Origin of the sequence: Enterococcus gallinarum NBRC 100675 (assembly GCF_001544275.1) — a bacterium.
Taxonomy (GTDB): domain Bacteria; phylum Bacillota; class Bacilli; order Lactobacillales; family Enterococcaceae; genus Enterococcus_D; species Enterococcus_D gallinarum.
Window position 1 is genome coordinate 34884 of the sequence record NZ_BCQE01000005.1, and the last position, 26155, is coordinate 61038.

The 26155-nt window shown below is 40.0% G+C and carries 26 protein-coding genes; 2 read left to right on the plus strand and 24 right to left on the minus strand.

Annotated elements, in window-relative coordinates; translation table 11 throughout:
- Window positions 1-19: 19 nt before the first annotated feature.
- The 24 genes from EG2_RS03420 to EG2_RS03535 all read right to left on the minus strand — a co-directional run bounded on the left by EG2_RS03420 (window position 20) and on the right by EG2_RS03535 (window position 22945).
- Window positions 20-922: a F0F1 ATP synthase subunit gamma gene (locus EG2_RS03420; RefSeq protein WP_003127588.1), complete on the minus strand. Its 903-nt coding sequence runs from the start codon at window positions 920-922 to the stop codon at window positions 20-22.
- A gap of 15 nt (window positions 923-937) precedes the next feature.
- The gene (atpA, locus tag EG2_RS03425) at window positions 938-2494 is read right to left on the minus strand and encodes a F0F1 ATP synthase subunit alpha (RefSeq protein ID WP_060813481.1); all 1557 of its coding nucleotides are present in this window, start codon (window positions 2492-2494) and stop codon (window positions 938-940) included.
- Between the two features lie 23 nt (window positions 2495-2517).
- Window positions 2518-3060: an ATP synthase F1 subunit delta gene (atpH, locus tag EG2_RS03430; protein WP_005471844.1), complete on the minus strand. Its 543-nt coding sequence runs from the start codon at window positions 3058-3060 to the stop codon at window positions 2518-2520.
- Window positions 3047-3571 (minus strand): F0F1 ATP synthase subunit B, encoded by a 525-nt coding sequence (gene atpF / locus EG2_RS03435; RefSeq protein WP_003127585.1) that lies wholly within the window; start codon window positions 3569-3571, stop codon window positions 3047-3049. Before atpF ends, atpH begins: the two co-directional genes overlap by 14 nt.
- A gap of 82 nt (window positions 3572-3653) precedes the next feature.
- The gene (atpE, locus tag EG2_RS03440) at window positions 3654-3869 is read right to left on the minus strand and encodes an ATP synthase F0 subunit C (protein ID WP_003127584.1); all 216 of its coding nucleotides are present in this window, start codon (window positions 3867-3869) and stop codon (window positions 3654-3656) included.
- 32 nt (window positions 3870-3901) lie between these two features.
- Window positions 3902-4621, minus strand: coding sequence for a F0F1 ATP synthase subunit A (gene atpB / locus EG2_RS03445; RefSeq protein WP_003127582.1), 720 nt, complete (start codon window positions 4619-4621; stop codon window positions 3902-3904).
- A gap of 292 nt (window positions 4622-4913) precedes the next feature.
- Entirely contained in the window at window positions 4914-5372 is a 459-nt protein-coding gene (gene smpB, locus EG2_RS03450; RefSeq protein ID WP_003127581.1) for an SsrA-binding protein SmpB, read from the minus strand.
- 12 nt (window positions 5373-5384) lie between these two features.
- Entirely contained in the window at window positions 5385-7718 is a 2334-nt protein-coding gene (gene rnr / locus EG2_RS03455) for a ribonuclease R (protein WP_060813484.1), read from the minus strand.
- A gap of 3 nt (window positions 7719-7721) precedes the next feature.
- Window positions 7722-8477 (minus strand): alpha/beta hydrolase, encoded by a 756-nt coding sequence (locus EG2_RS03460; RefSeq protein ID WP_060813485.1) that lies wholly within the window; start codon window positions 8475-8477, stop codon window positions 7722-7724.
- A gap of 122 nt (window positions 8478-8599) precedes the next feature.
- Entirely contained in the window at window positions 8600-8836 is a 237-nt protein-coding gene (gene secG / locus EG2_RS03465) for a preprotein translocase subunit SecG (RefSeq protein WP_003127578.1), read from the minus strand.
- Between the two features lie 208 nt (window positions 8837-9044).
- Window positions 9045-9317, minus strand: a complete 273-nt coding sequence (locus EG2_RS03470; RefSeq protein ID WP_003127577.1) for a GNAT family N-acetyltransferase — start codon at window positions 9315-9317, stop codon at window positions 9045-9047.
- A 43-nt stretch (window positions 9318-9360) separates the two neighbouring features.
- On the minus strand, window positions 9361-10296 hold the full coding sequence (locus EG2_RS03475; RefSeq protein ID WP_060813488.1) for an alpha/beta hydrolase: 936 nt from the start codon (window positions 10294-10296) through the stop codon (window positions 9361-9363).
- Between the two features lie 376 nt (window positions 10297-10672).
- Entirely contained in the window at window positions 10673-12019 is a 1347-nt protein-coding gene (locus tag EG2_RS03480) for a hypothetical protein (protein WP_249024258.1), read from the minus strand.
- Window positions 12020-12089: 70 nt separating this feature from the next.
- Window positions 12090-12473 (minus strand): hypothetical protein, encoded by a 384-nt coding sequence (locus tag EG2_RS03485; RefSeq protein WP_060813490.1) that lies wholly within the window; start codon window positions 12471-12473, stop codon window positions 12090-12092.
- Window positions 12470-13486, minus strand: coding sequence for a sugar transferase (locus EG2_RS03490; RefSeq protein WP_060813492.1), 1017 nt, complete (start codon window positions 13484-13486; stop codon window positions 12470-12472). The genes EG2_RS03485 and EG2_RS03490 overlap by 4 nt, the downstream gene beginning before the upstream one ends.
- Complete coding sequence (locus EG2_RS03495) at window positions 13483-14469, minus strand: helix-turn-helix domain-containing protein (protein WP_060813494.1); 987 nt, start codon at window positions 14467-14469, stop codon at window positions 13483-13485. The genes EG2_RS03490 and EG2_RS03495 overlap by 4 nt, the downstream gene beginning before the upstream one ends.
- A gap of 46 nt (window positions 14470-14515) precedes the next feature.
- Window positions 14516-14707 (minus strand): hypothetical protein, encoded by a 192-nt coding sequence (locus tag EG2_RS03500; protein ID WP_003127570.1) that lies wholly within the window; start codon window positions 14705-14707, stop codon window positions 14516-14518.
- Between the two features lie 74 nt (window positions 14708-14781).
- Window positions 14782-15315, minus strand: a complete 534-nt coding sequence (locus tag EG2_RS03505; protein WP_060813496.1) for a hypothetical protein — start codon at window positions 15313-15315, stop codon at window positions 14782-14784.
- A gap of 7 nt (window positions 15316-15322) precedes the next feature.
- Complete coding sequence (locus tag EG2_RS03510; protein WP_060813497.1) at window positions 15323-16171, minus strand: hypothetical protein; 849 nt, start codon at window positions 16169-16171, stop codon at window positions 15323-15325.
- Window positions 16161-17600 (minus strand): glycosyltransferase, encoded by a 1440-nt coding sequence (locus tag EG2_RS03515; protein WP_060813500.1) that lies wholly within the window; start codon window positions 17598-17600, stop codon window positions 16161-16163. Before EG2_RS03515 ends, EG2_RS03510 begins: the two co-directional genes overlap by 11 nt.
- A 16-nt stretch (window positions 17601-17616) precedes the next feature.
- Window positions 17617-18510 (minus strand): accessory Sec system protein Asp3, encoded by an 894-nt coding sequence (gene asp3 / locus EG2_RS03520; protein WP_060813502.1) that lies wholly within the window; start codon window positions 18508-18510, stop codon window positions 17617-17619.
- A gap of 15 nt (window positions 18511-18525) precedes the next feature.
- Entirely contained in the window at window positions 18526-20118 is a 1593-nt protein-coding gene (gene asp2 / locus EG2_RS03525) for an accessory Sec system protein Asp2 (RefSeq protein WP_060813505.1), read from the minus strand.
- Window positions 20105-21706 carry an accessory Sec system protein Asp1 gene (gene asp1 / locus EG2_RS03530; RefSeq protein ID WP_249024259.1) on the minus strand — a complete coding sequence of 534 codons (1602 nt, stop codon included), beginning with the start codon at window positions 21704-21706 and terminating at the stop codon, window positions 20105-20107. Before asp1 ends, asp2 begins: the two co-directional genes overlap by 14 nt.
- A 21-nt stretch (window positions 21707-21727) precedes the next feature.
- Window positions 21728-22945 (minus strand): accessory Sec system protein translocase subunit SecY2, encoded by a 1218-nt coding sequence (locus EG2_RS03535; RefSeq protein WP_060813510.1) that lies wholly within the window; start codon window positions 22943-22945, stop codon window positions 21728-21730.
- Between the two features lie 263 nt (window positions 22946-23208).
- Here EG2_RS03535 and EG2_RS03540 point away from each other — a divergent pair, with 263 nt between their 5' ends.
- Both EG2_RS03540 and secA2 read left to right on the plus strand, forming a co-directional pair.
- A complete protein-coding gene (locus EG2_RS03540) occupies window positions 23209-23664 on the plus strand; it encodes a hypothetical protein (protein ID WP_060813512.1) in 456 nt (151 codons plus the stop codon).
- A gap of 41 nt (window positions 23665-23705) precedes the next feature.
- Window positions 23706-26075 carry an accessory Sec system translocase SecA2 gene (secA2, locus tag EG2_RS03545; protein ID WP_060813514.1) on the plus strand — a complete coding sequence of 790 codons (2370 nt, stop codon included), beginning with the start codon at window positions 23706-23708 and terminating at the stop codon, window positions 26073-26075.
- Window positions 26076-26155: the final 80 nt, after the last annotated feature.

Here is a 26155-nt window from a genome sequence, read left to right on the forward strand (position 1 = left end):
CCTCCATTCGTTCTCGAAATTATTCTAACGCGGATGCCCCCGCAACAATTTCAGTAATTTCTTGGGTGATTGCTCCTTGACGCGCCCGGTTATAAGAAATCGTCAAATCCCCAATAATATTTTTGGCATTATCTGTTGCCGTCTTCATCGCAGTCATTCCAGCAGCATGCTCTGCTGTTTTGGCATCGACAATGGCACCATAAATCAAGCTTTCAGCATATTGCGGCAACAACTGATCCAAAATTGCTTCTCTTGAAGGCTCAAACAAATACTCTTGTTCATAGCTTTCTGCTTCTTCTGGATCCAAATCTGAGATAGGCAGCATCTTTTCCACGCGAAATTGGCTCGTCAACGAATTGATGTGATGGTTATAACAAACATATAGTTCATCAAATACTTCATTTTGATACATCGTTGTAGCTAAGGTAACAATCTTACGCACTTCGTCAAAACTTGGCTGATCGGAAAGATTTCTCAACTCATAAGCTAACTTGATTCCTCGTGTTTTAAAGAAATCTGCTCCTGTCGCACCGATGGCGATCATAACATATTCTTCATCTTGAGCGTGATCTTCGTCCAGCATTGTCATCATTTGTTTCAAAATCGAACTGTTGTAGCCACCGACTAAACCGCCATCTGAAGTAATGACGATATAGCCAGTGCGTTTTACAGGACGACTAACAAGCATACTGTTGTAATTGACGCCCTCTTTAGGTCCAGCAGCTGCAAGATCTGAGAGTTGTTGCGCAGTAAGGTGAGTAACGATCTCACGCACTTTCGTTGCATAGACTTGAAATTGTTTTGAGTGTGCTTCTGATTTAGTCAATTTAGCAGCCGAAACCATTTGCATGGCGTTTGTGATCTGACTGGTTTTCTTGGTTGAGGCAATTCGTTGCTTGATCTCATTTAATGAAGCAGCCATTCATTCTCACCTCTTTTATGCATTTTGCATTGTTGACATTTTGTCTTGCGCTGAAACACGTGATGTATTTGCAGCCATGAAAATATCTTTGAATGCTTTGATTGTGTCATCTAATAAGCTTTCTTCTGGCAAGTCTTTCGTTGTACGAATCGTTTCAAACACATCTGCTTGATTTGCTTCAATGTATTCAAACAATTCTGCTTCAAAGTCTAATACTTTATTTACTGGCACACTGTCAAGGAATCCGTGCGTCAATGCGTATAAAATAACCACTTGTTTTTCAACTGCTAATGGTTCATGCAGTTTTTGTTTCAAAATTTCAACAGTCCGACGTCCACGATTCAATTTTGCTTGAGTAGCGGCATCTAAATCAGAACCAAATTGCGTGAAGGCTTCTAACTCGCGGTAACTTGCCAAGTCCAAACGCAATGTTCCAGCCACTTTCTTCATCGCTTTGATTTGTGCAGAACCCCCAACCCGTGAAACGGAAAGTCCGGCAGCTACGGCAGGGCGAACACCTGAATAAAACAGGTCATTTTCTAAGAAAATTTGTCCGTCTGTAATGGAGATCACGTTGGTTGGAATATAAGCAGAGATATCTCCTGCTTGGGTTTCAACGAATGGCAAGGCAGTCATTGAGCCGCCGCCTAGTTCATCACTTAATTTTGCAGCCCGTTCCAATAAGCGAGAATGCAAGTAGAAAACGTCCCCTGGGTAAGCTTCACGACCTGGCGGACGACGAAGTAGTAAGGAAAGTTCCCGATAAGCAACGGCTTGTTTTGATAAATCATCAAAAACGATCAAAACGTGTTTGCCGTTATACATGAATTCTTCACCCATTGCTGCTCCAGCATAAGGGGCGATATATAATAGTGGTGCAGGTTGAGAAGCACCGGCTGATACCACGATCGTATAGTCAAGCGCACCATAACGGCGCAATGTTTCTACTTGTGCCCGAACCGTGGAATCTTTTTGACCGATCGCTACATAAATACAGATCATATTTTGACCTTTTTGGTTGATGATTGTATCGATTGCGATGGTTGTCTTCCCTGTTTTACGGTCACCAATGACCAATTCACGTTGTCCGCGTCCGATTGGAACTAAAGCATCAATGGCTTTCAATCCAGTCTGCATTGGTTCTGAAACGGATTTACGTTGCATAACACCAGGTGCAGCTGCTTCTACCGGACGAGATTTATCTGTATCGATTGGACCTAAGCCATCGATTGGTTGTCCTAACGGATTCACTACTCGTCCAATCAAGGCATCTCCAACAGGGACTTCCATGATTTTTCCAGTACGTTTTACTTTGTCACCTTCACGAATGGATTCAAATTCACCTAAGATGATGATCCCTACATCGTTGGATTCCAAGTTTTGGGCCATACCGTAAGAACCGTTTGAAAACTCAAGCAATTCTCCACTCATCGCATTTTCTAATCCGTGAGCCCGGGCGATCCCATCCCCTACGTATGTGACTGTTCCAATTTCTTCTACAGAAAGTTCATTTTGATAATTTTTGATTTGTTCTTTGATCAAGGCACTTATTTCTTCTGCTTTGATGGCCATCCGATTCACCTCTTATCTCTTGTTTATCTGCCTATCTGTTGTCGCAGATAATCCAGTTGGCTCTTAATACTACCGTCGATCACTTGATGATTGGCTTCCACGATGACCCCACCTAAAATGGCTGGATCAACTTTTTCTGAAAGCACCGCTTTCTGGTAGCCGAGCGTCTGTGCGATTTGTTTCGACAATTGTTCTTTTTGACTTGACGACAATGCAACTGCTGTGGTCACCGTACCACTGACTAAACCTTGCTGCTCGTCATAGCGGCGTTCATACTCATCAATGATCAGCAATAGGTCGTCCATACGATTATATTCATACACGATCTCAAGAAAATTTTTGACTAATCCATCAAAGTTATTAAATAACTGATCAACAAGTTTTCTTTTTTCATGAAGATCCAAACGATTATCGGTCACGATTTGGCCAAACATCGGAATCTCTTGATAAATCTGACGTAGTGTCATCAACTCATGATAAACAGCTTCAGCTCGTTGTTCTTCCATCGCCAATTCGAACAACGCCTTGCCATAGCGTTTACCTACAGTAAATTTATCGAGTTTCATTGACTGAACCTAATCCTTCGATATATTGATTAATTAAAGATTCATGATTTTCGGGAGTCAATTCACGGCCCAAGATTTTTTCTGCGATTTGAAGTGAAAGATCTGCAACATCATCTTTGACTTCTTTTAACGCAGCTTCTTTTTCAAGCGTGATATCTGAGTGAGCTTTTTCTTTCAAACGAGAAACTTCTTCTTTGGTCTCGTTCAAAATATTTTGGCGACTCAATTCTCCGCTGTCTTTGGCGCTTTTGATGATCTCCGCAGCTTCTGAATGGGAATTGGCCAATTTTTCTTGGCGTTCTTTTTCCAGTTTTGCTGCATTCAAGCGGGATTGTTCCGCTGAATCCAAATCATTGGCGATTTTTTCTTCCCGTTTTTGCATCATGCTACTAATGGCATCCCATGCAAAGTGTTTCAACAAGAATAGCAAAAGAAGAATTGAGCCGCTGACAAGAATAATATTGCCAAGCATAGCATTTTTTACTTCTGCTAGAACCAAGTGATTTAGCATAACGACTCTTCCTTTCTGAAAGTAATTCTCTCATTTAAAAAAGCAAAAACGAGTGCATTGTTCGTTTCTGCCTTTTTCACGTTTAGCCTTGGAAGACTAATAGCAACGCGATAACTACCCCCAAAATAGGCACAGCTTCGACTAGCGCTACCCCGATAAACATTGTTGAACGTAATTGACCTGACATTTCAGGTTGACGTGCCATTGATTCGATCGTTTTGGCGATTACTTGTCCGTTACCATAACCTGCACCAATTGCTGCTCCGATAATTGCTAATCCTGCTCCGATGAAATTCATATTGTTTTTCCTCCTAAAAGTGTTTGTTTTGATTAGTGTTCCGCCACGATTTTGTGGCTCATAAATACCATGGTCAATGTGACAAATACATAGGCTTGGATGGCGCCTATAAACAATGAGAAGCCAATCCAAATCATTTCAAGCGGCATCGCGATAGGCAATGACCACCAACCTAGACTTGTGAACATATTCGCTATCAATCCTAACAAGACCTCTCCAGCAAAAATATTCCCATAAAGCCGTAAGCCCAAAGTAATAACATTTGTAAATTCTTCGATAATTTTCAATGGTAATAAGAAACCAACTGGTTTCAAGTAAGAATTGATCATAAAGTTTTTGAAACCAAGCGTTTTGATACCAAAGAAATGTGTCAAACTAATAACCATAAGTGCAAGTGTCAAGGTGACAAAAGGATCCGCTGTGGGACTCTTCCATAAAGAGACATCATCAGCTGTCACGATCTTTGTGACCAGCCCAATTTCATTCGCCACAAACACAAAAAGAAACATTGTTACACCCAGCAAATGAAAGTTGTTCACTTGCGATCCTGGTATATTGTCAGCTACGATTCCGCGAACAAAATCAATGACCCATTCAATAAAGTTCTGCTTCCCTTTTGGCTTCATTTGCAAATTTCGTGTACAAATGAACACCACCAAAAAAACAATTATACAAGAAATGATTGTCATCATTGCTACAGTTCCATCAAACCAAATCGGACCGATGTGAAACATAAGCGATTTTTCATCCAATCTTTCTCACCTCTTTTCCTGTCATCTCCAGAAAATATCTGGTGTTACAATGCGTTTCCTCTCATAACAATCGGTATCATACCACCACGACAAGAAAATTTCAAAGTATTTTCAAGAAAATTAGACAAAAAAGTTTTTCTGCCAAAATTCGAAAAAAAACTTAATTGAAACACTGTCGTGAAATTTCATAAAAAGCTTGGTACATCAGTACCTTTGCCTTAAATGCTACCAAATTTTTCCCTAATCTCAAAGCAATACACTTTAAATGATTCTAAAAGAACTTCTTAGAAGATTAAAAGTTTCTAAGAGCACGATCAATTTGCCGTTCCTGATCTTTTCGTTTTAGGGTTTCTCGCTTGTCATATTCGCGTTTTCCTTTGGCTAAGCCGATCAAAACTTTGGCATAACCATCTTTGATATAAACTTTTAACGGAACAATGGTCATTCCTGTATTTTTGCTTTCACCGATCAACCGAGCAATCTGCTTTTTATGCAGTAACAATTTTCTTGTACGCAAAGGATCATGATTAAAAATGTTTCCCTGTTCATAAGGACTTATATGAACATTATACAAATAGGCTTCTCCATTACGGATACGAACAAAGCCGTCTTTTAGATTGATCCGACTGTTGCGGATCGATTTGATCTCAGTCCCTTGCAGCACGATCCCTGCTTCGATCGTATCAAGGATCGTGTAGTCATGACGAGCTTTTTTGTTTTGGGCAATTAGTCTGCCCTCTCCCTTAGGCAACGGTCATCCCTCCTACTTTTTCTTAATTCCTTTATAGAAAGGTTTCTTTTTTGAATTTCCGTTTTTTTTCTTTTTACGAGGAGATTTTCCCCGTAAATTTTCTTTTTTCTGTCGATCTGAGGTTTGTCTTCGCTGTTTGTTTTCTTTATTTTGCTTATTTTTAGGCTGTTGGATCCGTACGACTTCTTCTGCTTCAATCAATTCAAAATCGATTTCGCGAGTCTCTGGATCCGCTTTGATCACTTTGATGCGGACTTTTTGTCCGATCTTAAACGTTTGCCCAGTACGTTCACCTACTAATGCAAGGTGGTTTTCCAAGTAATGGAAGTAATCTTGTTTCAATGCAGTAATATGGATTAACCCTTCGATGGTATTCGGCAACTCCACGAAAAGTCCGAATTTTACTACTGAGCTAATAATCCCGTCAAACTCTTCTCCTACTTTATCGGCCATAAATTCAGCTTTTTTAAGAGCATCTACTTCACGTTCTGCTTCCACTGCTCTTCGCTCCATTTGTGAACTGTGTAAAGCAATATCTGGAAGGTTCTGCTCCCACTTTTCTTGATTGCTTTCTGACGGATCAGTACTGTATGAACGAATCAGCCGATGAACGATCAAATCGGGGTATCGGCGGATCGGTGATGTGAAGTGGGTATAGTAGTCTGCAGCCAGTCCGTAATGCCCATAGTTATCTTCAGAATATTTTGCTTGTTGCATACTTCGCAACAGCATTGTGTTGACCACCATCGCTTCAGGTTTATCTGCAACATCTTCCACGACTTTTTGTAGATCTTTGGGCGTGATGGAGCCTTTTGTCTGCTTGACAACAATTCCTAACGCAGAAGCAAAATCAAAGAAGCGCCGCATTTTTTCTTCTTTTGGTTCTTCATGGATCCGATAGATGAACGGCAATCGACGTTTGTTGAAATGCTCTGCCACTGTTTCATTAGCAGCCAGCATAAAGGACTCAATCAATCGTTCGCCAACTCCTCGTTCGCGAAGAAGGATGTCCTGAGGATGCCCTGCTTCGTCAACCAATACTTTGGCTTCACGATCCTCAAAAGAAACTGCCCCCCGCCGAACGCGCATCGCTTCTAAGATTTGATGCAATTCAGCCATTTCCTTAAACATCGGAACAAGAGAGGCATAACGCGCCATTGTCTCAGGCTCTTGGTCTTCCAAGATTTCATTTACTGCTTGATAAGTCATTCGTTCGGTTGTTTGAATGATGCTTTGAAAAATCTCATGTTTGATCACTTTACCTGAAGAATCGATCTCCATCTCACAACTCATTGTCAACCGCGGAACGTGAGGATTCAGTGAACAGATACCATTTGACAGCCGCTGAGGGATCATAGGAATGACCCGATCGGTCAGATAGACACTGGTGCCTCGTTCAAAAGCTTCCTTGTCTAGGGCACTATTTTCTGTCACATAATAAGAAACATCTGCGATATGGACCCCTAAGAAAAAGTTGCCGTTGGCTAATTTACGAACGGTGACCGCATCATCAAGGTCTTTCGCATCTGCCCCATCGATCGTGACAATCAATTGTTCCCGCAGGTCACGACGTTCTGGGAATTGTGCCGGATCAATGGCATCAGGAACTGCATCAGCTTCCGCTAATGTTGCTTCTTCAAACTTTGTCGGAATGCCGTTAGCTACGACGATCGACAAAATATCCATTCCAGGATCATTTTTATGACCAACTACTTTTTTGACTAGTCCTTCCAAGCTTTTAGAGTAGCCTTTCTCCGGATAGTGAGTGATCTCAACGATCACAATGCTGCCATCTACCGGACGAACGCCTTCTGCACCGATGAATACTTTTAAATCATTCATTTTTTTATCTTTTGGCTGAACGACTCCGTAGAGGTCTGTTTCTTGGATCTCCGCTTCATCAAAGAGTGTAAACTCACCGACGACTTGTGTGACTGCCCGTTTGCGGATTTCAACGACTTTGCCCTCTGCCCCTTTATCGGAAAAAGGATCAGCAGCTTGAAGTATGTCGATAGCCACTGTATCTCCATCCATCGCATAGCCAGTCGATTCTTTAGGAATATAGATGTCTTCTTCTTCCTCATCGATACTCACAAATCCAAAGCCTCGTTCGTTTGCTCGAAATGTTCCTTCAACTAAGACTCGTTGCATTGGCAATTTGACTTTGCCTTTCTTATTGAAGAGAATGCTCCCCTCTCGCTCCATTGCGGCTACTGTTTGAACGAGATTTTTGAAATCCTCGCTTTTTTGCAGTTGCAATGCTTCGGCAATTTCTTCCATGGAAAAGCTTTTCTTGCGGCTTTCTTCCATGAACTGAATAATTTTTGTTTTAATCGTCTCTTTCATTTTTTACCCTTCCCAAGCGAGGCTTTCCAGAAAAGCCCAAACATCTTGTTCTAATTTTTTTCGTTCTGGGCCGACAGTCACTACATGTCCACTATGTGGATACCACTGTAATGTGTAGGGCACATGAGACAATGCTGCTGCTGTGCGAAAAACCGTCTGGGGATCGATCATACGGTCTCTTCCTGCTTGTGCAAGAAAAACAGGCACATCGATCGTGTCAAGATTAGTTGCTGTTTCTTGCCCAATTGATTCAATTTCTAGCAGTTGAGCTCTGACTTGTTGCGGTACGCGAGCCAAAATTATTTGCTGCTCTTCGGATGAATAAGAAGAGTATTGCAGAATCATTTCTGCATATTTCTCAAAATTTCGCGGCACATCATTCTTTGTTTCAAAGAGCGGTGAACAGAATAGCCCACCACCGATTAGCACAGGTTCCGCTTGTGTCAAACTGTTCATGGCAAAGATGCCTCCCATGGACAATCCCAACACAGCAATTTTTTGGTAGCCTTTTTCTTTCAAAAATTCAATCGCTGCTTTGGCATCTGCTCGCCATTGTTGAATTCCTTGATTCAAAATATCTTCAGGGTTTGTTGTCCCATGACCCGAAAACATCGGTGTATAAACAGTATACTCTTTTTGTTCTAAAAATCGGCAAAGCATCCGCACATCATTGGGACTACCAGAATAAGCATGGAACAAAATCACTGCCCGATCTCCGTGGGGAGCAAACACTGGTTTTGGTTGGTTAAAATTCTTCATTTCTTCGTTTCACCTCACGTCCAATTCTACCATAGTTCGATGATTTCAACGATAAATGCGTTCATAAGATTTTTGGCAAAGAAAAAACCCCTCGCAGCCGAGAGGTTCCAAATTTCATCCAATTATTTTGATGACAGATAGGCCAAAAGAAATAGCAAGACCATCCATACAAAGCCTAAAATGGCAGTTGAACGTTGCATTACCGCTTCAAATCCACGCGCTTTTTGTTTACCGAACAATTGGTCTGCTCCACCCGTAAACGCGCTGGCAGCACTATTTTGTTTGCTTGGTTGCATCATAATCGTAATAACCATGATCACAGAAATCACAATCACTGCTGCTAATAATATATTGTACACGATAGTTCCTCCTTGCTTGCTAGAATCGTCCTTCTAACTCTACCACATTCGGGACCTTTTTTCCAGTTTATTTTATGGATGCTATGGCGATGTTGCCCACATCCAAACAAGACAACTACTAAATCCTGAACAAAAAAAGACACTAGCCGTACAGCAACATAAAGATCGTTGTTGCACGACTGTTGTCTAAATCATTTTCTACCGAAATTTAGCGAGCCAATACATCATCATATTCTGATTTTTCTTTGAACTCTTTGACAGCGAATGAACAAACTGGCATGATTTTTCGATCTTCGCGGCGCGCTTTTTCTACCACCGCGTTCAGTAATTTTTGTGCTAACTTCTGACCGCGATACGCAGAATCAACAAATGTATGATCAACCACCAACACATCGTCTGGCGCCTCTTGCCAGGTGATTTCTCCGATTTCCTTGCCGTCATCGTATAAGGCAAAACGTTTGTTTTCTTCTTTGATTTCCATTTTTTCACATTCCTTTCTAGTTAAAAAAAATTCAAATGCCCTATTACTCTGTTGCCTGGATAAATTGTAGAATAGTCGGCCAATATTCTGGACTTTCTGTGACCGCTTGAAGATGACCCATCTTTGGAAAAATGACTCGCTTTTTTTCCCCAGCAGTTGCTTCCATCAATGTGTCTGTTTCTTCTGCTGAGACAAATGGATCTTCAGAACCATGTAAAAATAAAACAGGTAAATGGTTACTACCTAGTTGGCGCGTGACAGAGATCTGTAGAAATGGGTACCCTACTAATTGTTTACTGTAACGATTTGCCATACGCAGGAACCGTTTGACGGGTAATCCAGAAAGACGCGGTAAATTGGCTCGTATCAAACTATAGATCGAGGTATAGCTGCTGTCTGCAATCAATCCTCGAACTTGAATAGGCAATACTTCTCCACTCGCTAAGAGGACTGTTGCGGCCCCCATCCCTTGACCATACAAGAAAATCTGGCATTGCGCATCTTTTTCAACTAATTTATCGATCCAGAGAATCAAATCTAAGCGATCCAACCAGCCTAACCCGATTTGAAGACCTTCACTTTGCCCGTGTCCGCGAAGATCTGGCACTAAGACATTGTGTCCGGCTTGCCACAAGCGTTCCGCGGCATCTTGACAATCGACTTGTCCAGAACTGCGATAGCCATGAAGACAAATCACCCATGTTTTGGCACACTGATCAAAGACCCGTGCATGTAACAGAACATCATCCGTTGAAGTAAGGGTACATTCGGACCCTCCTTGCCAGAAAGTTGAAGGTGCTTCCTGTGATCGCTGTCCCGAAGGAACAAGTTGTTTTCTGCCTTCTTTTTCATACCAATGGTTATTGCGCATGATCAGAGCAGATACAAAATAACGTACACCTTTTTTTAGGACTGCAGTTCGGTAAATATAGTATAACCCAGCAATCAGTCCAATAAGTACAATTATCAGCCAAAGCATAGGATCCCTCCCTTGTCTCTAGTGTACCATCTGCACAGCAAATGAGCCAAAAATTTAAACAGATTTTAGGTGTCCTTATAAAATAACCAGTAATCAAAAACCTTTGAGAAAAACATTTCTGAACTAAATAAATGGATTTTCCCCAAAGAATGTTTTATTACGGTGTCGGTAAATGAGGATACCAGCAATCAGAAGGAGCAAACCTCCGAAGACGATTAAAGCACAGAATGATCCTTCATTCATCTGCGACAGCTTGGCTGAAAGATGATTGCCGATGACCATTGCCCTATTCGAGTATCGGATTTAAGCAAAAAAATCCAACTACGAGAAAAAGAGAATCTTGATCGATAAACGATCAAAATTCTCTTTTTCTTTGCTAAATGGAAGGCTCCTTGTCATCATTGATCAAGAACTTAAGCAATTCTGACTGTTCTGCAAAAATTGCTTCCACAGATGAGCTTCGATAATGACTCTTTTGCTCGATAACTTCTGATAGCTCGGAATCAATTTGGTTAGTTGTTGATTCGACGTACTCTTCGATTGGTGCAGGTTCTGCACGCACTTCCGGTTCTGAAAAACCATGATTCATAGCTGATGGACGGCTATCCTCAAAGCGAGCAGCCGAAGTCTTCGGTTGGTCTTGCCAGAACAATTCTCCAAATAAATACATTCCCAGCGCATTTTTATTATTAAACACTTTACAAGATAGCCCCATTTTAGCTAAGGCCTGATTCACTGTGTTTTCATTGATCGTTCCTGCAGAAATATCCCGGATCAGTATTGTATCCGCATATTGAACATCCTGATCACTATTGACATAATCAATGAATTGATCCGTCAGAGCCGTCAGCTCTTTTTTAACGATTTCGGTTAAATCGACGGTCTGACGTCCATTGATCGTCACAATAAATGGATTGTTCTTCTTCGTTGTGACCAGCATATCGTAGATTACCCCAGCATCCAAATCAAAAGTTGACGTGGGATGATTTCCCTCATTTTCTTGGTAAGCTTGTACCACGTTGCCGGCTAATTCATACAAGCCGTCTGTAACTTTTGTACTTTTGATCAGTTCGCCATTTTCATAACTGTCACAAGTTAGATAATGATCATTGATCTCAAACACATAAGTCAATCCAGCCAGAATTTCTTCAACGCCTAACATTAAATGAATATCGTTTCGTCTGCTTTCAAAAATCACAGCCAGCGATTTGGGGATCAGTTTTACTCGTTCGATTCGTATCCGATAGTGGGTACCATTAACGACTGTCTCGAATTCATCTGCCAGTTGCCTCTCGATTTCAGCCAGCCGGTCAAAACTTTCTGTTGCTACGCCAATGCACAATGAACAGCTAAAGCAATCCTTTGCAATTTCAGTGAAAAGCGAGGTTCTCTTCTCTACTAAATAAGAAAGTATCGTTTTGATATATGTCTTAAAATTTTGGTCTCCAATGGCTGCCAGTGGATTTCCAAAGGTTTGGTACGCCTTTGAACGTCGACTATATAACTTGTCGAAGCCCCAAGTAATTTCTTGCTCGCTTCCCCCGAGAAGAATTCGTTCCCCGACTTTGTTTTTGGAGTGGGTCGGTTCATTATTCTTTCCTAAAAGATACTGCAGATTATTTTTTTTGACTTCTGAATAAACAGAACTTCTGACATCTTGATAACCATAGCCAACGACGCCTACTCGAAATTCATCAATGTCTAATGCAATGATTTTGTCCACACTAATCCCCCTAACTTCCCTATTGGTCATGATTTCTTGCTCCCCAAACATCCTGTTGTTGTTTCAGCCGCTACTCTTTTGTTTCCGCTTGGATAAAGAATGCATTTGACAGTTCTTGTATTTTCTTCGCCTGTTCGTTGACTTCTGTTTCTAAAAAAAACAAATCGTTGAAAATCGCTTTTGTATTGCGTACATGTTCCAAAAGATCATTGACTTTGACCCGCTGCAAGTCAATTTTTTGGCAAAGATCTCTCAGCTCATCTTGACTGTTCTTCAGAATAAAAAAATCGCGATACCCAATGGTGGACTGTTTTTTTTCTGAAATCATTTGCTTTAATCGCGCAATTTTACTATCCCGTTGTTCGATCGTTTGATTCATCTCTGCCAGCATCTGGTCTAGCTCGCTGATCTGGACAATTGTGGATAATTTTTTTGTGATCATCGATTGTGTCATTCTTGATTTGCCCCTTTGTTTAGGAGTATTTTTACTTCTGAATCCACTAGTGCAGTCCTAGTAAATATTCCCGATCGTAGTAAGCAACTAAATGAAAGAACATTGTTCTTCATTCGCAGCATTTCTTCATCTGTTAACTCACCTAATTTATGGTCAATTTCTTCAATCCCAGCGATAACAATCCCAAGTCCTAGTTTCTGTACCATCTCTGCTATGGCTGCTTGTTGCCATACAATGACAGGGATGCCTAATGAAAGATACAATGAAATTTTGTGAGGCGCATTATACTTCGTGTACTGTTGATAGTCACCACCAGCTGGCAATTTATCATCCCACGCAAGACCAAAGCCGTTCTTCTCCATCTTGCGAATCAATTCTTCTTGCTCAAATACACCACAATAATGGACATTTGGACCAAAAGGGCGGTCATCCTTTTCACCATATACGAGAATTTCAGTGCGATTGGGCCATTGCTGTAAAAAAAGGGTTTTTGCTAAATTCCCTGCAAAGACAACTCGTTTTTCTGGTCTTTCATGATTGACACTTACTTCCTTGTGTCGATAGTCAAAAAACGGTTTTTGGACCATTTTTCGGGTCACTCCTCGTTCGACTAAGGCTGTTTGCATAGCTTGACTATGAACGATTAATAATGTGGCTTCGTTGAAAAGAGCTGCTTCATCAAAGTCGACTTTCCCCCGCAACATCTCAGCATCATGGATGAATAAGATCGTATAGATCCCTCTTTGCTTCATTCTTTGTAAAAACATCCGGTCGAAATGGGCACCGTTATAACTTGGATATTGGTAGACCACCATATCTTGATTGGCAACACCAGCTGTAATGCCATCGATCCTCGAGATAAGTGCGTAATCATCTTCATTCTCATCGATATAACGATAAATATATAAAGGCTGATAATCCATCCCCTTGGCAATGTCATAAACATCTGCTTTCGCCTTTTTGACTGAATCTGCTGCATTCGATTCAATGATCGTAGTCACCCACCGATTCACGCTTGCCCCATCTCCTTTTCCATCATTGCTCGTACAAACATCACTTCATCTTTTGGTAAGCACCATTCTGCACCTTTCAAATTTTTGGAAAACAGTTGGACAGCTGGATCTTCTTGCGAAGTATTCCTTGTGAGGATCAGATATTTGACTAGCTTTAGAACCGTTTGATTGTAGACATCAATATGCCAATGTTCTTCCATTAAACGACTCGCATGTTGAAGCAATTGAATGGCATCTTCACAGTGTTGCATATCTACCAAACATTCCGACAAATCCAATACAGCTCCTACTAAAACTGGTCGCAGTTCAGTAAAGTCAGTTGCATTTATTTTCTTTAATAAACAGCTTTCTAACAAAAAAATTTGTTTTTCTAAAGAAGAGGATTGCAATCCATAGCGATGTTTGATGCGCAACGTAGCCAAATATAAGAGACTATCAAATAATGTATAAAAATCAGTTCCCAGAAAAAATGTTTCAAGCATCTCTAAACTTGCTTGTGGGACTTTCTGGTTCATACAGCCGAACACGAGGTCAGAATAGGCCAGCATAAGTTTAAACATCACATTATCCTCAGTAGAGGGACGAAATTTTTCTAACTCTTTTCTGACTTTGAGAAAGGTGACGAACATGTCCTCTTTCGTTGATAAAGAACTATAAATCAATACACTTAATAGATGAAGTTGTTCATCTGTTGACATAGCAAACATGTCTAACAATTCCGTATCTGATATGCTCAACATTTTCTTGATTCCAACAACCAATTCGAAGGGCAGGTCGATCTCATATTGTACCCACCTATAATATCGTGAGCGAGATAACCCAATCTTTCTTTCAAAAGATTTCACAGATAGACCTTTACATTTGCGGATTTCTTCTAATTTCTCGCGATCAATATTGACAGCAACTACTGATGTATCAGGTATCTTTAAGTCTGGGTTGATCGTACTGATTAATCGACAAACGCTTAGTAATCTAGTTTCCATATTTTTCAAATCCTTTTTTCTAAAATGCAGGACCTATTTCCAATTTTTACTTCTGTAATGCTTCCAACAAAGAATAGACCAACGATCCAAGGATCACGATCGACATAACCAAGGAAAGCACGATGGTGACAGCTTTCCCTTTTTTTTTCTCTTCCGAGTGATCTCTTACGTTTTCTCGTTCTTCTTGAAATCCTGCTTGAATCGTTTTATCTAACTGATTATTTGCCAACGAAATCACCTCTCCCCAGTTTATTTCCAGCTAACAACTATGAAGAATACAGTGTTTAACTATTGGATTTGATCAGTTGCCAGCTATAGCGACTCACTCATTTCTGCAACGTTTTCTGTTGGTTCGTTTTCCTCTGTACCTGTATTAGCTTCTACTTCTGTTTCTTCTAATGAACGCAATTCATGAATCAGCTCTTGACTCAATTGACTCACTTCGCTATCCTGTCTTTCTACGGTTGAGGTCAACATGTCAATGATCTGATCGGTTTCATTCAAGAAATACGTCCGAAGCATTTGCTTTTCAACCTCGTAAGCAGAAAAGAGTTTTTCATAAATCATTTGCAATCTGTTTTGCTCTTCCTGCTGCTGCTCAAAAGACGCATTGAATTGTTTTTTTAACGCTTGGATCTCATTTAGATCGATGTCATTTTCTGACTTATTGATCATTGCTTTCATCTCTTGATTGATCTGAATCAATTGATCAATCAATTCTTTTTGTTGATGCAGGATGCGCTTTGCTTCCTTCTGCTCATTCTCAAAAGAGAGCATGGATCCGCTGTTTTCTTTGATTAATGACATGATTTGCTCATACAATTCATTGGCCTTCATTTTCTTCATTTCGTCTTCATCCTTTCAAGACAACTTTGTCCATGCAAACATTCTTATTTGCCAATAGTTGATAATTCTTCTGATCCACTTCCACCCTATGGATGTAAGAGATGTGATCATCTAAAATACTCATTAAATTCCCTTTGATATTCCCTTTGCCATCAAGAGGCGACTCTTCCAGATACAGGGTATTTCTTGATTTAGATGTTGCTAAAGCGAACAATTCTAATCCCATGTATGAAATTCCCACGGTATCATTTTCTGTTAACCGCAAAGCTAACTGTTCCCGAATGAAATCAAGTGTTGTATTAAATTTTTGGGTTACCTTCAATGTTGCGGTATCACGAATCGTGACCAAGTTGATTGCTCCTTGATAAAAGTAATAATTCAAGATGCTTTGCTGCTGATCATTGAAAAAAGCAATCTCTTGAACCTGATCGTTACAATAATAAATAGTTGAGAATAATTTCCCGTCAGCGGCATATTCTTCAATGAAGTCTGTCGTGCCATCCGGATAGAAGTACCGAACCTCTTTGACATGTCTTCTAGTCATAGGGTATAAGCTCACTTTGCCTATTTCATCTCCGTCTGTAATCAACGAAATGGTACGATCTTCGTTCATATAGACTTCTGTACAATAAGCCGTTGGGACTTGGTTAAAAAATAAAAAGGTTTCTGGATCGTGGCTCCGTTGTGTGACTTGATCTAAAATATTTATTCCCTGCACCGCTTCTTTTTGAAGCATCGCTTGAAAATTTGGACTTGGGGAGATAGACAACACTTGGTTTCCTTCTTTGATTCGTGATCTTTGTGACATCCATATCCGGTCATTGGGTCGGATCACAGTGACTAATTCATAATGCATCGATCAACTCACTCCATTTCTCTGCAATTATCGAGTCTTGAAACATCCGGACAGACTTGCGGGTGTTGGCTTTAAGTTGGTTTAAATCAGTAGCGACTAACTGACGAATTCCTTCTGTTAGTTGCTGGACATTGTAGGTATCATCATTTCTGGAAAAGTCTTTCAAATACCCGTTGACCCCTTCTTTGATCAACTCCATCGCCCCAAAACGTGCCTTGTACGTCACAATTGGTAATCCCGCATTCAATGCTTCGATATAGGTCAATCCAAATCCTTCTGAAAAAGAGCCAGAAATAAAAGCATCATAATTGGGATATACCTCATTGATCGCATGAGAGTGGCCTTTTAATTGAATATATTCTTCTGCATTTAGCTCCTTGATTATTGCGTTCAACTTGCTTTCTTCTCCGCCTTGACCATAGATATCTAAAGAGAGGGTTGGATGTTCTTTTTTTGCTGCAGCAATTGCACGTATCACAAGATCAATGTGCTTTTCTGATGCCAAGCGAGAGACCGTCACAAACTTCTCCGCCTGTTGTTTGCCTATTTCAAATGATTCTTCTGCCATATCGCGAATCCCCCCCACAGGGATCGTCACAATTTTTTTGGATTCGTTCGGAAAATCGATCAGTAGATCTTGTCTCTGCAATTCTGTCGCAACAACGATGTGAGCAACTTGCTCTAAATGCGTCAATGCAAATTCATAATAATTGTTCCAAAGAGGCGCACAAGGTACATCGCGATCAGATAAATGATCAGCATGTACTATTTCGATCAATTTGATTTCCGGAGGACAATGATCATATAAGGCGGCCTCACTTTCTTCTCCTCGATCAATGATGATAGTTTTGGTTTCTGGGAACTCTTCCATCAATTGTTTAAAGAAAAAGCGTTGCAGCAAGACTTCATTTCTAAAGAACCGATGTTTGCCCTTAAAAGCAAACAAGTGAATATTCGTCATCACTCTTCCTCGATGAGGATCATTGCGATAGCTGTACATGATTTTTCTTTGATTCGTTCGATAGTCAAAAATCTCTACCCGATAATCTGAAACTAGCAATAACCCTTCTTTTTTTCGGCTAGGGGATTTTTCCATGTGCTCAACGATCTTCAATCCTGATGATGTGATGGTTTCTTTAATTCTATGCGTGTTCGTGGCGTCTACTAAGAGATCTTGTTTCGCGGTAAAAGCCGCTTTAGCTCCTTGTCTTAAATAGTCACCTTCTAGGGCAAAATATTCCCACATGGAGATGACTTTATTGTCTGGTATCTTCCAAGCTGCCATCGCTTCATGAAGATTCTTTACTAATTCCATAAAAATATATTTATACGGAATATTTTTTCTATCAAAACAAGCAGCACGATAGAACTGTGCATGTTCCACGCCAGAATTGCCGATTCCCATTGCTTTATTTACAAAAAAATTCATGATGTCCCCCTTTTATTTAGGTTGATTTTTTTCTATTTTCTTTTAAATTTTCTAATACATTCAGTGCCCTTCGATTAAGTACGATTTTTTTCTGCAAACGATGCATAAGCTCAGTTGACTCAGTTTCTTTGTTTGGTTTTGCAAATAATAAAGCCAGTATGGAAAAATCATCGTGATAACAGGATTCCAGTAAAGAAAAATTTTGTCCCATTTTAAGGGTGATTTGATCAGGATTATCGATTCGCTGATAGATTTGTTCAAGCAAAACTTCCAAAAACGATGAAGCAGCCGTAACACCTGGTTCAATAAATATTCCCGCTTCACAATCAGGAAGTGAATATTCTTTGACATAACTATTCTGTTTTTCGAATACGACCGATAATGCAGCACTTTCCCCCACCAACGGAGTAACTGCAACAATGTTTGCTCCTGAGTTTGAGTCTGAGTTTGCTCCTATAGGAACCACCGCCAAAGCTTGGTTCTCCTTAGTGGATAAAACCAATTCCTTAAAAAGAATTTGTTGGTGCTTTTTGTTTACCATATGAATTTGGTAATCAGTGGCATTTTGTGGAAAGCGGAAGCTCTCCTGGTTTGTTTCGAAAACCAGTTTTTCAAGAAAAAAACCGTCTTTACCAAAAAATTCTACCAGCAGCTGGACTGCTTCCTTACGATCGAATTCAGCATGAAGTGTTAACTCGTACTCGTGTCCAGGCAGCAGCATCGGCAACATAGGTGATTTTCGACTACTGTGAAATTCTGTTTTCGAATACCAGGACTTAATACTGACGCCAGGAGGCATCAGAGGTGAAGAATAAGCGACGTCACCAGAGGATGTGTAGGCTATTTTTGCGCCATAATTGTAATTATCATTAAAGTCGATCCCCCACTTGATACGGTACATGCTATTCATCGACTCCCCCATTTCTTATAAAATTTTCTTGATATTCCGATGAAATGTATGCACAAGAATATTTTTGTATTGTTTCAAAAACCAATTGTTGATGGCGGGACTATTGTCGTTATGACGGCCTATCATGCCTTTATATAGAACACGAGTCATGGGAAAATTGTTTTTTAAAAATTCAAATAACATTGGAAATGCCTCCATGTCATAATCGTCTTGTTTCATGTAGGCGATAGCAAATGTCGTTTGCCTGTAGTCTCCACTTTTAAACTTTTCCCAGAAACGTCCATTCAATTGACTACTTGCTTCTTCTGAAACATTCCCAATATTGTAAAGCAACATATCCAATGAGGTTGGAAATCCTGTTGGCCGATTGATGCGTTCATTGAGTGCAATAGAACCAAGATTCGTCAACGGTTTCCCCACGATGACACTGTTTGGACTCAAATCACTCGCATAATAAAGAGCGCCGAAAGTGCCCATCGACAATCCAGATAAAATGAGATCCGACTTTTGAAATCCCAACAATGCTAGTTTTTCTAATATGATTGTTACGATTTCTTGTTCAAATTTCTGGCTGCCTAGATAGAAATTCCCTCCTTCTAAACGGGGGTCACCAATCAGTAGAAAAGGACAGCCCATGCTCCCCATCATTCCACGGCCTTCGAATCCTTCAGCAGAGCGATATCCGGAAAAATAAACCGCTAATGGAGGTTTTAGGTCTCCTGGATTAAAGTAATAGATCACTTCTCCGCCCAGATGCTCATCATCCCGGATCCGGCCTCCGCCTGGAATCATGACACTTTCATCTGCCATTGCTCGTCGCAAGTGCATTTGTCCGAGCGTAAATTGCCCTTGATTTCCTTTGGCATACAATGAGACGTTGATGTATGCCTGTTGATCCAATTTGAAGTAAATCGGATCCCCATTTAGAATGCGATCGTGGGCGATCTCAATCACTTGGATGACCTGATTTGTGTTTTCTTTGATGAAAAAAAGTTTGATCTTCAGTATCGCCTCTCCTTGGATATTTGCGATCTCGGGATAAAAACATGTCCGTTCCTCTTTAGGGATCAGGTTCGTCATCTTCCAAGTAATGATTTGCTGATAATCCGGTGTCAATTGGGCCTTTACCTGACAAGCTGCATGCCCTTCTTTAGTGATCTGCAACGATACATCTTTATTAAATTTCATATGATCCATCGATAACTTATATCCTTGCTGCTTCGCTGAAAATTGTTCATTGATGCTACTAAAAACATTTTCCAACTGTTTTTCATCAAACATCTCCGCAGCTTTTAATGTGAAGAGCGTTTGAACTTCGGGAGACATCTGACATTTTTTTTCGTAAAAGATTTGATAGGCTGGCAGTTGTTCCAATAGCTCCATGTTTTCAAGAATCGCCGCATCCTTCTCTAGTAGAAAAAGGGCTCGATGGTACTTGCTGTTATATTTGTCTTTCTCGAACAGCTGCAGTTCCTGCTCATCTTTTCTGAAATCATAGACTAACGGAAGCCATTGATAAACAAACAAAGGAGAAAGCTGTTTTTGCCACTCTGAAGAAACAGCTGCAGCCGCAACATGGAATATCTTTATTTGTTTAGACGACGCCATAGAGCAGATCCCTCCATTGTTTGATGACATTTTCTTCGCTAAATCGTTCAATATAACTGATATTTTCTACTAACGCTTGGTTCCAATTGTTTAAATCATCCATATAAAAAGCGATTGCTGGATCTAGGTCTCTGATTTGACCAATGATTTGCCCATTCTTTTGGTCATCAACATAATCGGTTTTCTTCCTAACGAGCTGAGGAATTCCTGCGCTTACTGCCAATGCTTGTTTCTGCACATCAACTTCAGCAGACAAATCAATATACAAACGTGTCTCATTGAAATCCTGTCGAATCGTCGTGAGGTGAGAATCCAATCGAAAGTGAATCCTGAAATTAACGTCAACTGCTTCTACCAGATTTCTCCAGTTTTCGCTTTCTCGAATCTCTTCAATCGCCTCTTCATCTGTTTTAAATAACTTCTTCGCTTTTTTTGCTTCAAAATACTTCAATACCTTCTGATACTCCTCAGATTCACTATCGACACCAAAGTGAGTATCAATCATTTCTTTTTGTGCTTCACGTAAAACGACTTCGCTTTGGAATGTCGTCGTTTCGATAATTAAGTCATAACGATCATTTTGAATGACTTTTTGCAGCAATGAGTGATGGATTCTCAGAACGTCTTCGTTAAGCTCACCGGCGTTCCAATAAAGAACCAGCTGCGGAATGGAGTTGCTATTGCCTAGATGGAAAGAAGTTGTGTAAATAGGTATGCGCTGTATACGAGATGGGTCATTGACACCGGAATGTCTCATTAAAGATAAGAGCGCTGTTTGATTACTAGTGGAATCAGTAATAATTTTATTTTCGGCTGCCCACAATTCTGCTTTTTCCTCTGGTGCACACATTGAAAGTTGGTGAGCATCAGAAACGATCTGAATCACTCGCTTTCGTTGCTCATTCGTTTTGACCAATCGCAGATTCCGCTCATTTGTCAAACAGATCAGTTGATCTTCGGATTCACTGTTCCATTGAAATTGATTCATCATTTCTAAGAGAAGATCCTCCATACTTCGATACTGACTTTTCTTTAATCCAATTCTTTGAGGATCAATCAGCTCAACATGCGGATTTTCTCCAAAGTATTCCACACATTTTTCCATTCCCGATTCGTTATAATAAATCCTCTTTACTTGTTCCCCCTTATCTGTCTGCAATGATTTTGCAGAAATAAATCCTCGATCATCGAAGAAGAGAATTTGTCGGTAAGGGTCCGTCATTAAATACATTTGTTCCGCAAAGCCAAAAGCATTGAAACGAATTTCACCAAATGGTTGATCTTCCTTGATCAGCGTGATACCAAAAGGCGTATAGACTTTCTCCACATTATGAGAAAGAGGCAAGTCATCTACATCTAAAGGAAACCCATTGCTCTTGTGAATATCTTGCAAGCGATCGTAAAGCGAAGTCATCTGAGCTGCTTCTAACCCATACGCATGCATCTGATAGCGTAAAAACGGGATATGTTCCAATAACAATAAGTGGTACGGTTCTCGATTGTTCTTGAAAAGCTGAATGACATTCATCATGTAGTCACTTTCTAAATTGCCGCTGCTGGTCGTCCAATCGGGAATAAAATAATTCAAAGAATTGCCTCCTAACATCCTCTAAAAAATCCGGTAAGTGCGTCTGGAAAAGAGGAAGCGTATTTCATTTGTGATAGTTTCCAAAATAATAATCAACATAAAAATACTTCCAAAATAAAAAGCCAAGTTGGAAATGATCTGATTTTGCAACCCAATCAATAATGGAATCATTGAAATGATCACAAGATAACTGTTGCCAAGCAATGCAACCGTAGATAATCGCTTCAATATATATCTCTCCGTCTGTTTACCAGGTGCAATATTTAAAATATAGTCTCCTGTCTCTTTAAGATTTTTGGCTATATCGTAGGGTCGAACGTTAATAAAACTAAATCCATAACCTAAAACATAGAGAATCAGACCATAAGTGAAAACACCCCGCACATTATTAAATGAAAAGTAAGTCGTAATAAAATTCGAAAAGCCTGTGTCTCCCCACTTTTCATTCAAGAGTAAAAGCTGCGGCATTGAAAAGACGGTTACCGCAAACATAAACGGCATCGCTCCTGCGGGCAAAAGACGAATGGGAATGTACGAATTGTTGAAGCGACTATCAATACCTGTCCGTTCAATATTGATGCGGTATTCTGCACTGTAAAGGAAAAGCGTTAGATAAATAAAGATTAAAGTCACTATAACCAAACCAATCATAAAGTTTTGACTCAAGTGGACGGATTCCGTTTGTCCCGAAATTAACATAGCTGGGATATTCATCAATAGACCTGGAACGATAAACAAGCTTTGACCACCGATTCCTTTGTCGATATTGATATCGGCTAGCCACGCAACGAACAATCCTCCAGCAGTCAAAATAAGGACTGCTCCTAAAAACAACAAGACAACGGATCCCCCAACAGCTTTTTGATCGATCATTGATGAACGAAATTTTAACGCTAATGCGCAACTTTGAAGGACAGCAAATAAAAGAGTCAAACAACGTTGAATATAGCCAATTCTTTTTGTGGAAAGATTTCCGATACTTTCTGTATCAATCATGCTGATCGTTGTCCAGATGATCAGAGCAGTCATGTACGGTCCCATGCCTAAAGAAAAAAGCGTTGGAACAGTGAAATTTCCACCGGTTGATGTTGCTAAGAATTTCAGAATCAAGCTAGTTGATTCCTCTGGTATCTTTTCTGAAATAAAAAAAGGAATCGGAATATGCTTTCCTATCTCAACGATGAACAACAGGAAGAAACTCGCGATGATCCTACGAATAAGTTCTTTTTGATTCTTCATTTTCATCTCCAATTTTTCTTACTTTTTTTCATCTGTAAGGATTAACAAAATAATAGCAAGTTTAAATCCCCCTTTTTTATTTGTTTTTTTGTTGAAACGAAAAAAAAAATGAAAAGCTGGTGATAGTCATTGTGGTATCATCGTTTTAAATTCAAATAAGAAAACAACGCTTCATTTTTAGATGATTGTCTGAGAATGACGAGGATTGGAAAAAAAAAGGGGAGAAAATTCCGTAGAAACATCCCTAAAAAGAAGGATTTCATATGAAGAAACTAATTGAACTCATCATACCTCTTGTTTTGCTGTTAGGAGGTATCTTTTTTTTGAAAGATACTTTGACGAATAATGAAACACAGACTGCAGAATCAAGGACTCCTGACAATGAACCTAGTCCTAGATTAGACTTGAAAGCTGTCGTTTTACGGACTGAAGATACTTTGGAGGTAGCTGATCAAGAGTCCATCTATCATGGGGAATTTCCCTACTATAATATGGACACCACCAAAACCTATACGTTTTCCCTTCACTTCGTAACAAGTTCTGGTGAAGCATTGCTTGATCAAAACAAGGAACCACTTATTGCGTCAAAAAAAATGAAACTAGCTGCTCCGAAGGGAAAAATCGTCTTTTTTTTAGAAGCCAATGATTTGATGCAGGATTATCTTTTTGAACTAGAGGACGTAATGATTCGTGCTAAATTAGCCAGTAATACAAATTAATCTGCTCACACTATCAATTTTTTGGGGAAGGATCAGCAAAAATGAAAGATAAAAAATTCCGCAAATATATGCGGTTAGCGAGAAAGGTTCAAAATCTCGCAGACAAGTATCGGCAATTGTCGGACCAAGAATTACAAATGCAAACTATTCTTTTTCGTCAACAACTCGAACTAGGAAAAAAGTTAGAGAGTATACTCCCACAAGCCTATGCTGTAGTTGTCGAAGCAGACCGTCGTGTTTTAGGAATGGAACCTTATTTTGTCCAAATTCTTGGCGCGATTGCTCTTTTTTATGGCAATGTTGCTGAGATGAAAACCGGTGAAGGAAAAACATTGACAGCCACCATGCCGATGTACTTACACGGTCTGGGAGGCAAAGGCAATTTTTTGATTACTTCCAATACTTATTTAGCATTGCGGGATATTGAGGAAACCGGGAAAGTCTATCGTTTTCTAGGACTAACCGTGGCTGCTGGAGTCCCCGAACATGAAGATGAAGGAGAAGAAATCGACAAAGAGGTCGTCTATGCAGCAGACATTGTCTATACTACCCATAGCGCATTGGGATTTGACTACTTGTTTGACAACTTGGCGGTTTCTCCAGATGAACAATACGTTACTCACTTCAATTATGTATTGATTGATGAAATCGATGCAATATTACTCGATATGGCTCAAACACCATTAATCATTTCAGGAGCTCCCAAAGTCCAGTCCAACTTTTTTACACTATCTGATTGGTTTGTAAAGAGCCTGATTGAAGGGAAAGACTACCTAAGGAGCGAAAATAAGCGCCACGCCTGGTTTACAGAAACAGGTATTCAAAAAGCAGAAGACTATTTAGGTATCGAAAACATTCTTTCAGAAAAATGGAAAAATCTTTACCGCCATTTAGTCATTGCCTTGCGGGCCAATTATCTCTTGCACTTAAACAAAGACTATGTTGTGGAAGACAATGAAATTCTTTTACTTGACGAAGCAAACGGGCGCAAGTTGATCGGAACAAAACTACAAGCTGGGCTTCATCAAGCAATCGAAGCCAAAGAAGGTGTAGAGATCACCACGGAAAGCCGATCCATGGGCTCCATTACCTATCAGAATCTCTTCCGAAAATTCAAGATTTTATCCGGAATGACCGGGACAGCCAAAACAGACGCTGACGAATTTCGTGAAACTTATGATATTGACGTAATCGAAATTCCAACGAATAAACCCATTCGCCGAAAAGATCATCAGGACCTCGTATATGTTACCAATCAGTCAAAGATCATGGCTTCTTTGGAAGCAGTAAAAAATGCTTTGATCCAAGAACGTCCCGTTTTGATTGAAACAGGATCGGTCTCAATGTCGACTTTATACTCCCTGATTCTTTTAAAGCATCGAATTCCTCATAACCTTTTAAATGCTACAACAGCGACCAAAGAATCCTGGATCATCTCAGAAGCGGGCAAAAAAGGAGCCGTAACAGTAGCCACTTCAATGGCTGGACGCGGTACAGACATTAAACTTGAACAAGACGCGCGGGAAAATGGTGGTCTGTTAGTAGTTGGAACAGAACGAATGACCAGTGACCGAATCGATAATCAGCTACGAGGGCGCTCCGGACGTCAAGGAGACCCTGGTGATAGCATTTTTTATGTATCCATGGAGGATAAAATCGTTGTTGAAAGTGCACCTAAATGGGCAGCCCAGGAACGAGAACTATTAACTGAACAAGAAAAATTAGCCAATGGTTTAAAGCCATTAAAAAAGAAAAAATACAATAAATTGATCAATCAGTCTCAAAGCAATCGCAAAAATCAAGAAATTGCTGGACGTCAAACAACGCTAGAATTTGACTCAATCATTACCATTCAAAGAGACAAAATGTACAGCATGAGGAACAGTATCATGACAGGCACGCCAGTTGAGTTAGAAAAAATCTTCAACAAATGCATGGAAGAAGCAATCAATCAATTCATCACCAAGAAAGAGAATCTAAATAAACAAGCGATCCTTGATTTCATCTTTAATAATTTGGACTATAATTTTGATATTTTTGAAATCGAGAAACTTGATAAATTTAATAAACGAACCGTCAAAAAATTCTTATTCGCTCTGATTTCAGATCGTTTGACTCACATTCAACAATTCATGCCGGACAGTTTCCAACAGCTGTTCTTCAAGCGAATCGTTCTTTTAAAAGCGTTGGATACTCTTTGGATCGAACAATCAGACAACTTGCAGCAATTGAAAACAGTCATCAATGGAAGAAACTGGGGACAACACCGTCCCATCTATGAGTTTCAAGTAGAGGCACACCGTTCTTTCACTCAAATGCGTGAAGCAATTTATCTGGAAGCAATCAGAAATTTATTATTATCCGAGTTGGTAAAAACAGAAGATGGTTCATTCGATGTTGAATTTCCATAATCGACTATAGCGAATAAAAAGCGTCACAGTTAGGCAAATCTAACTGTGACGCTTTTTTATTGAGTAGTAACACTTCCATC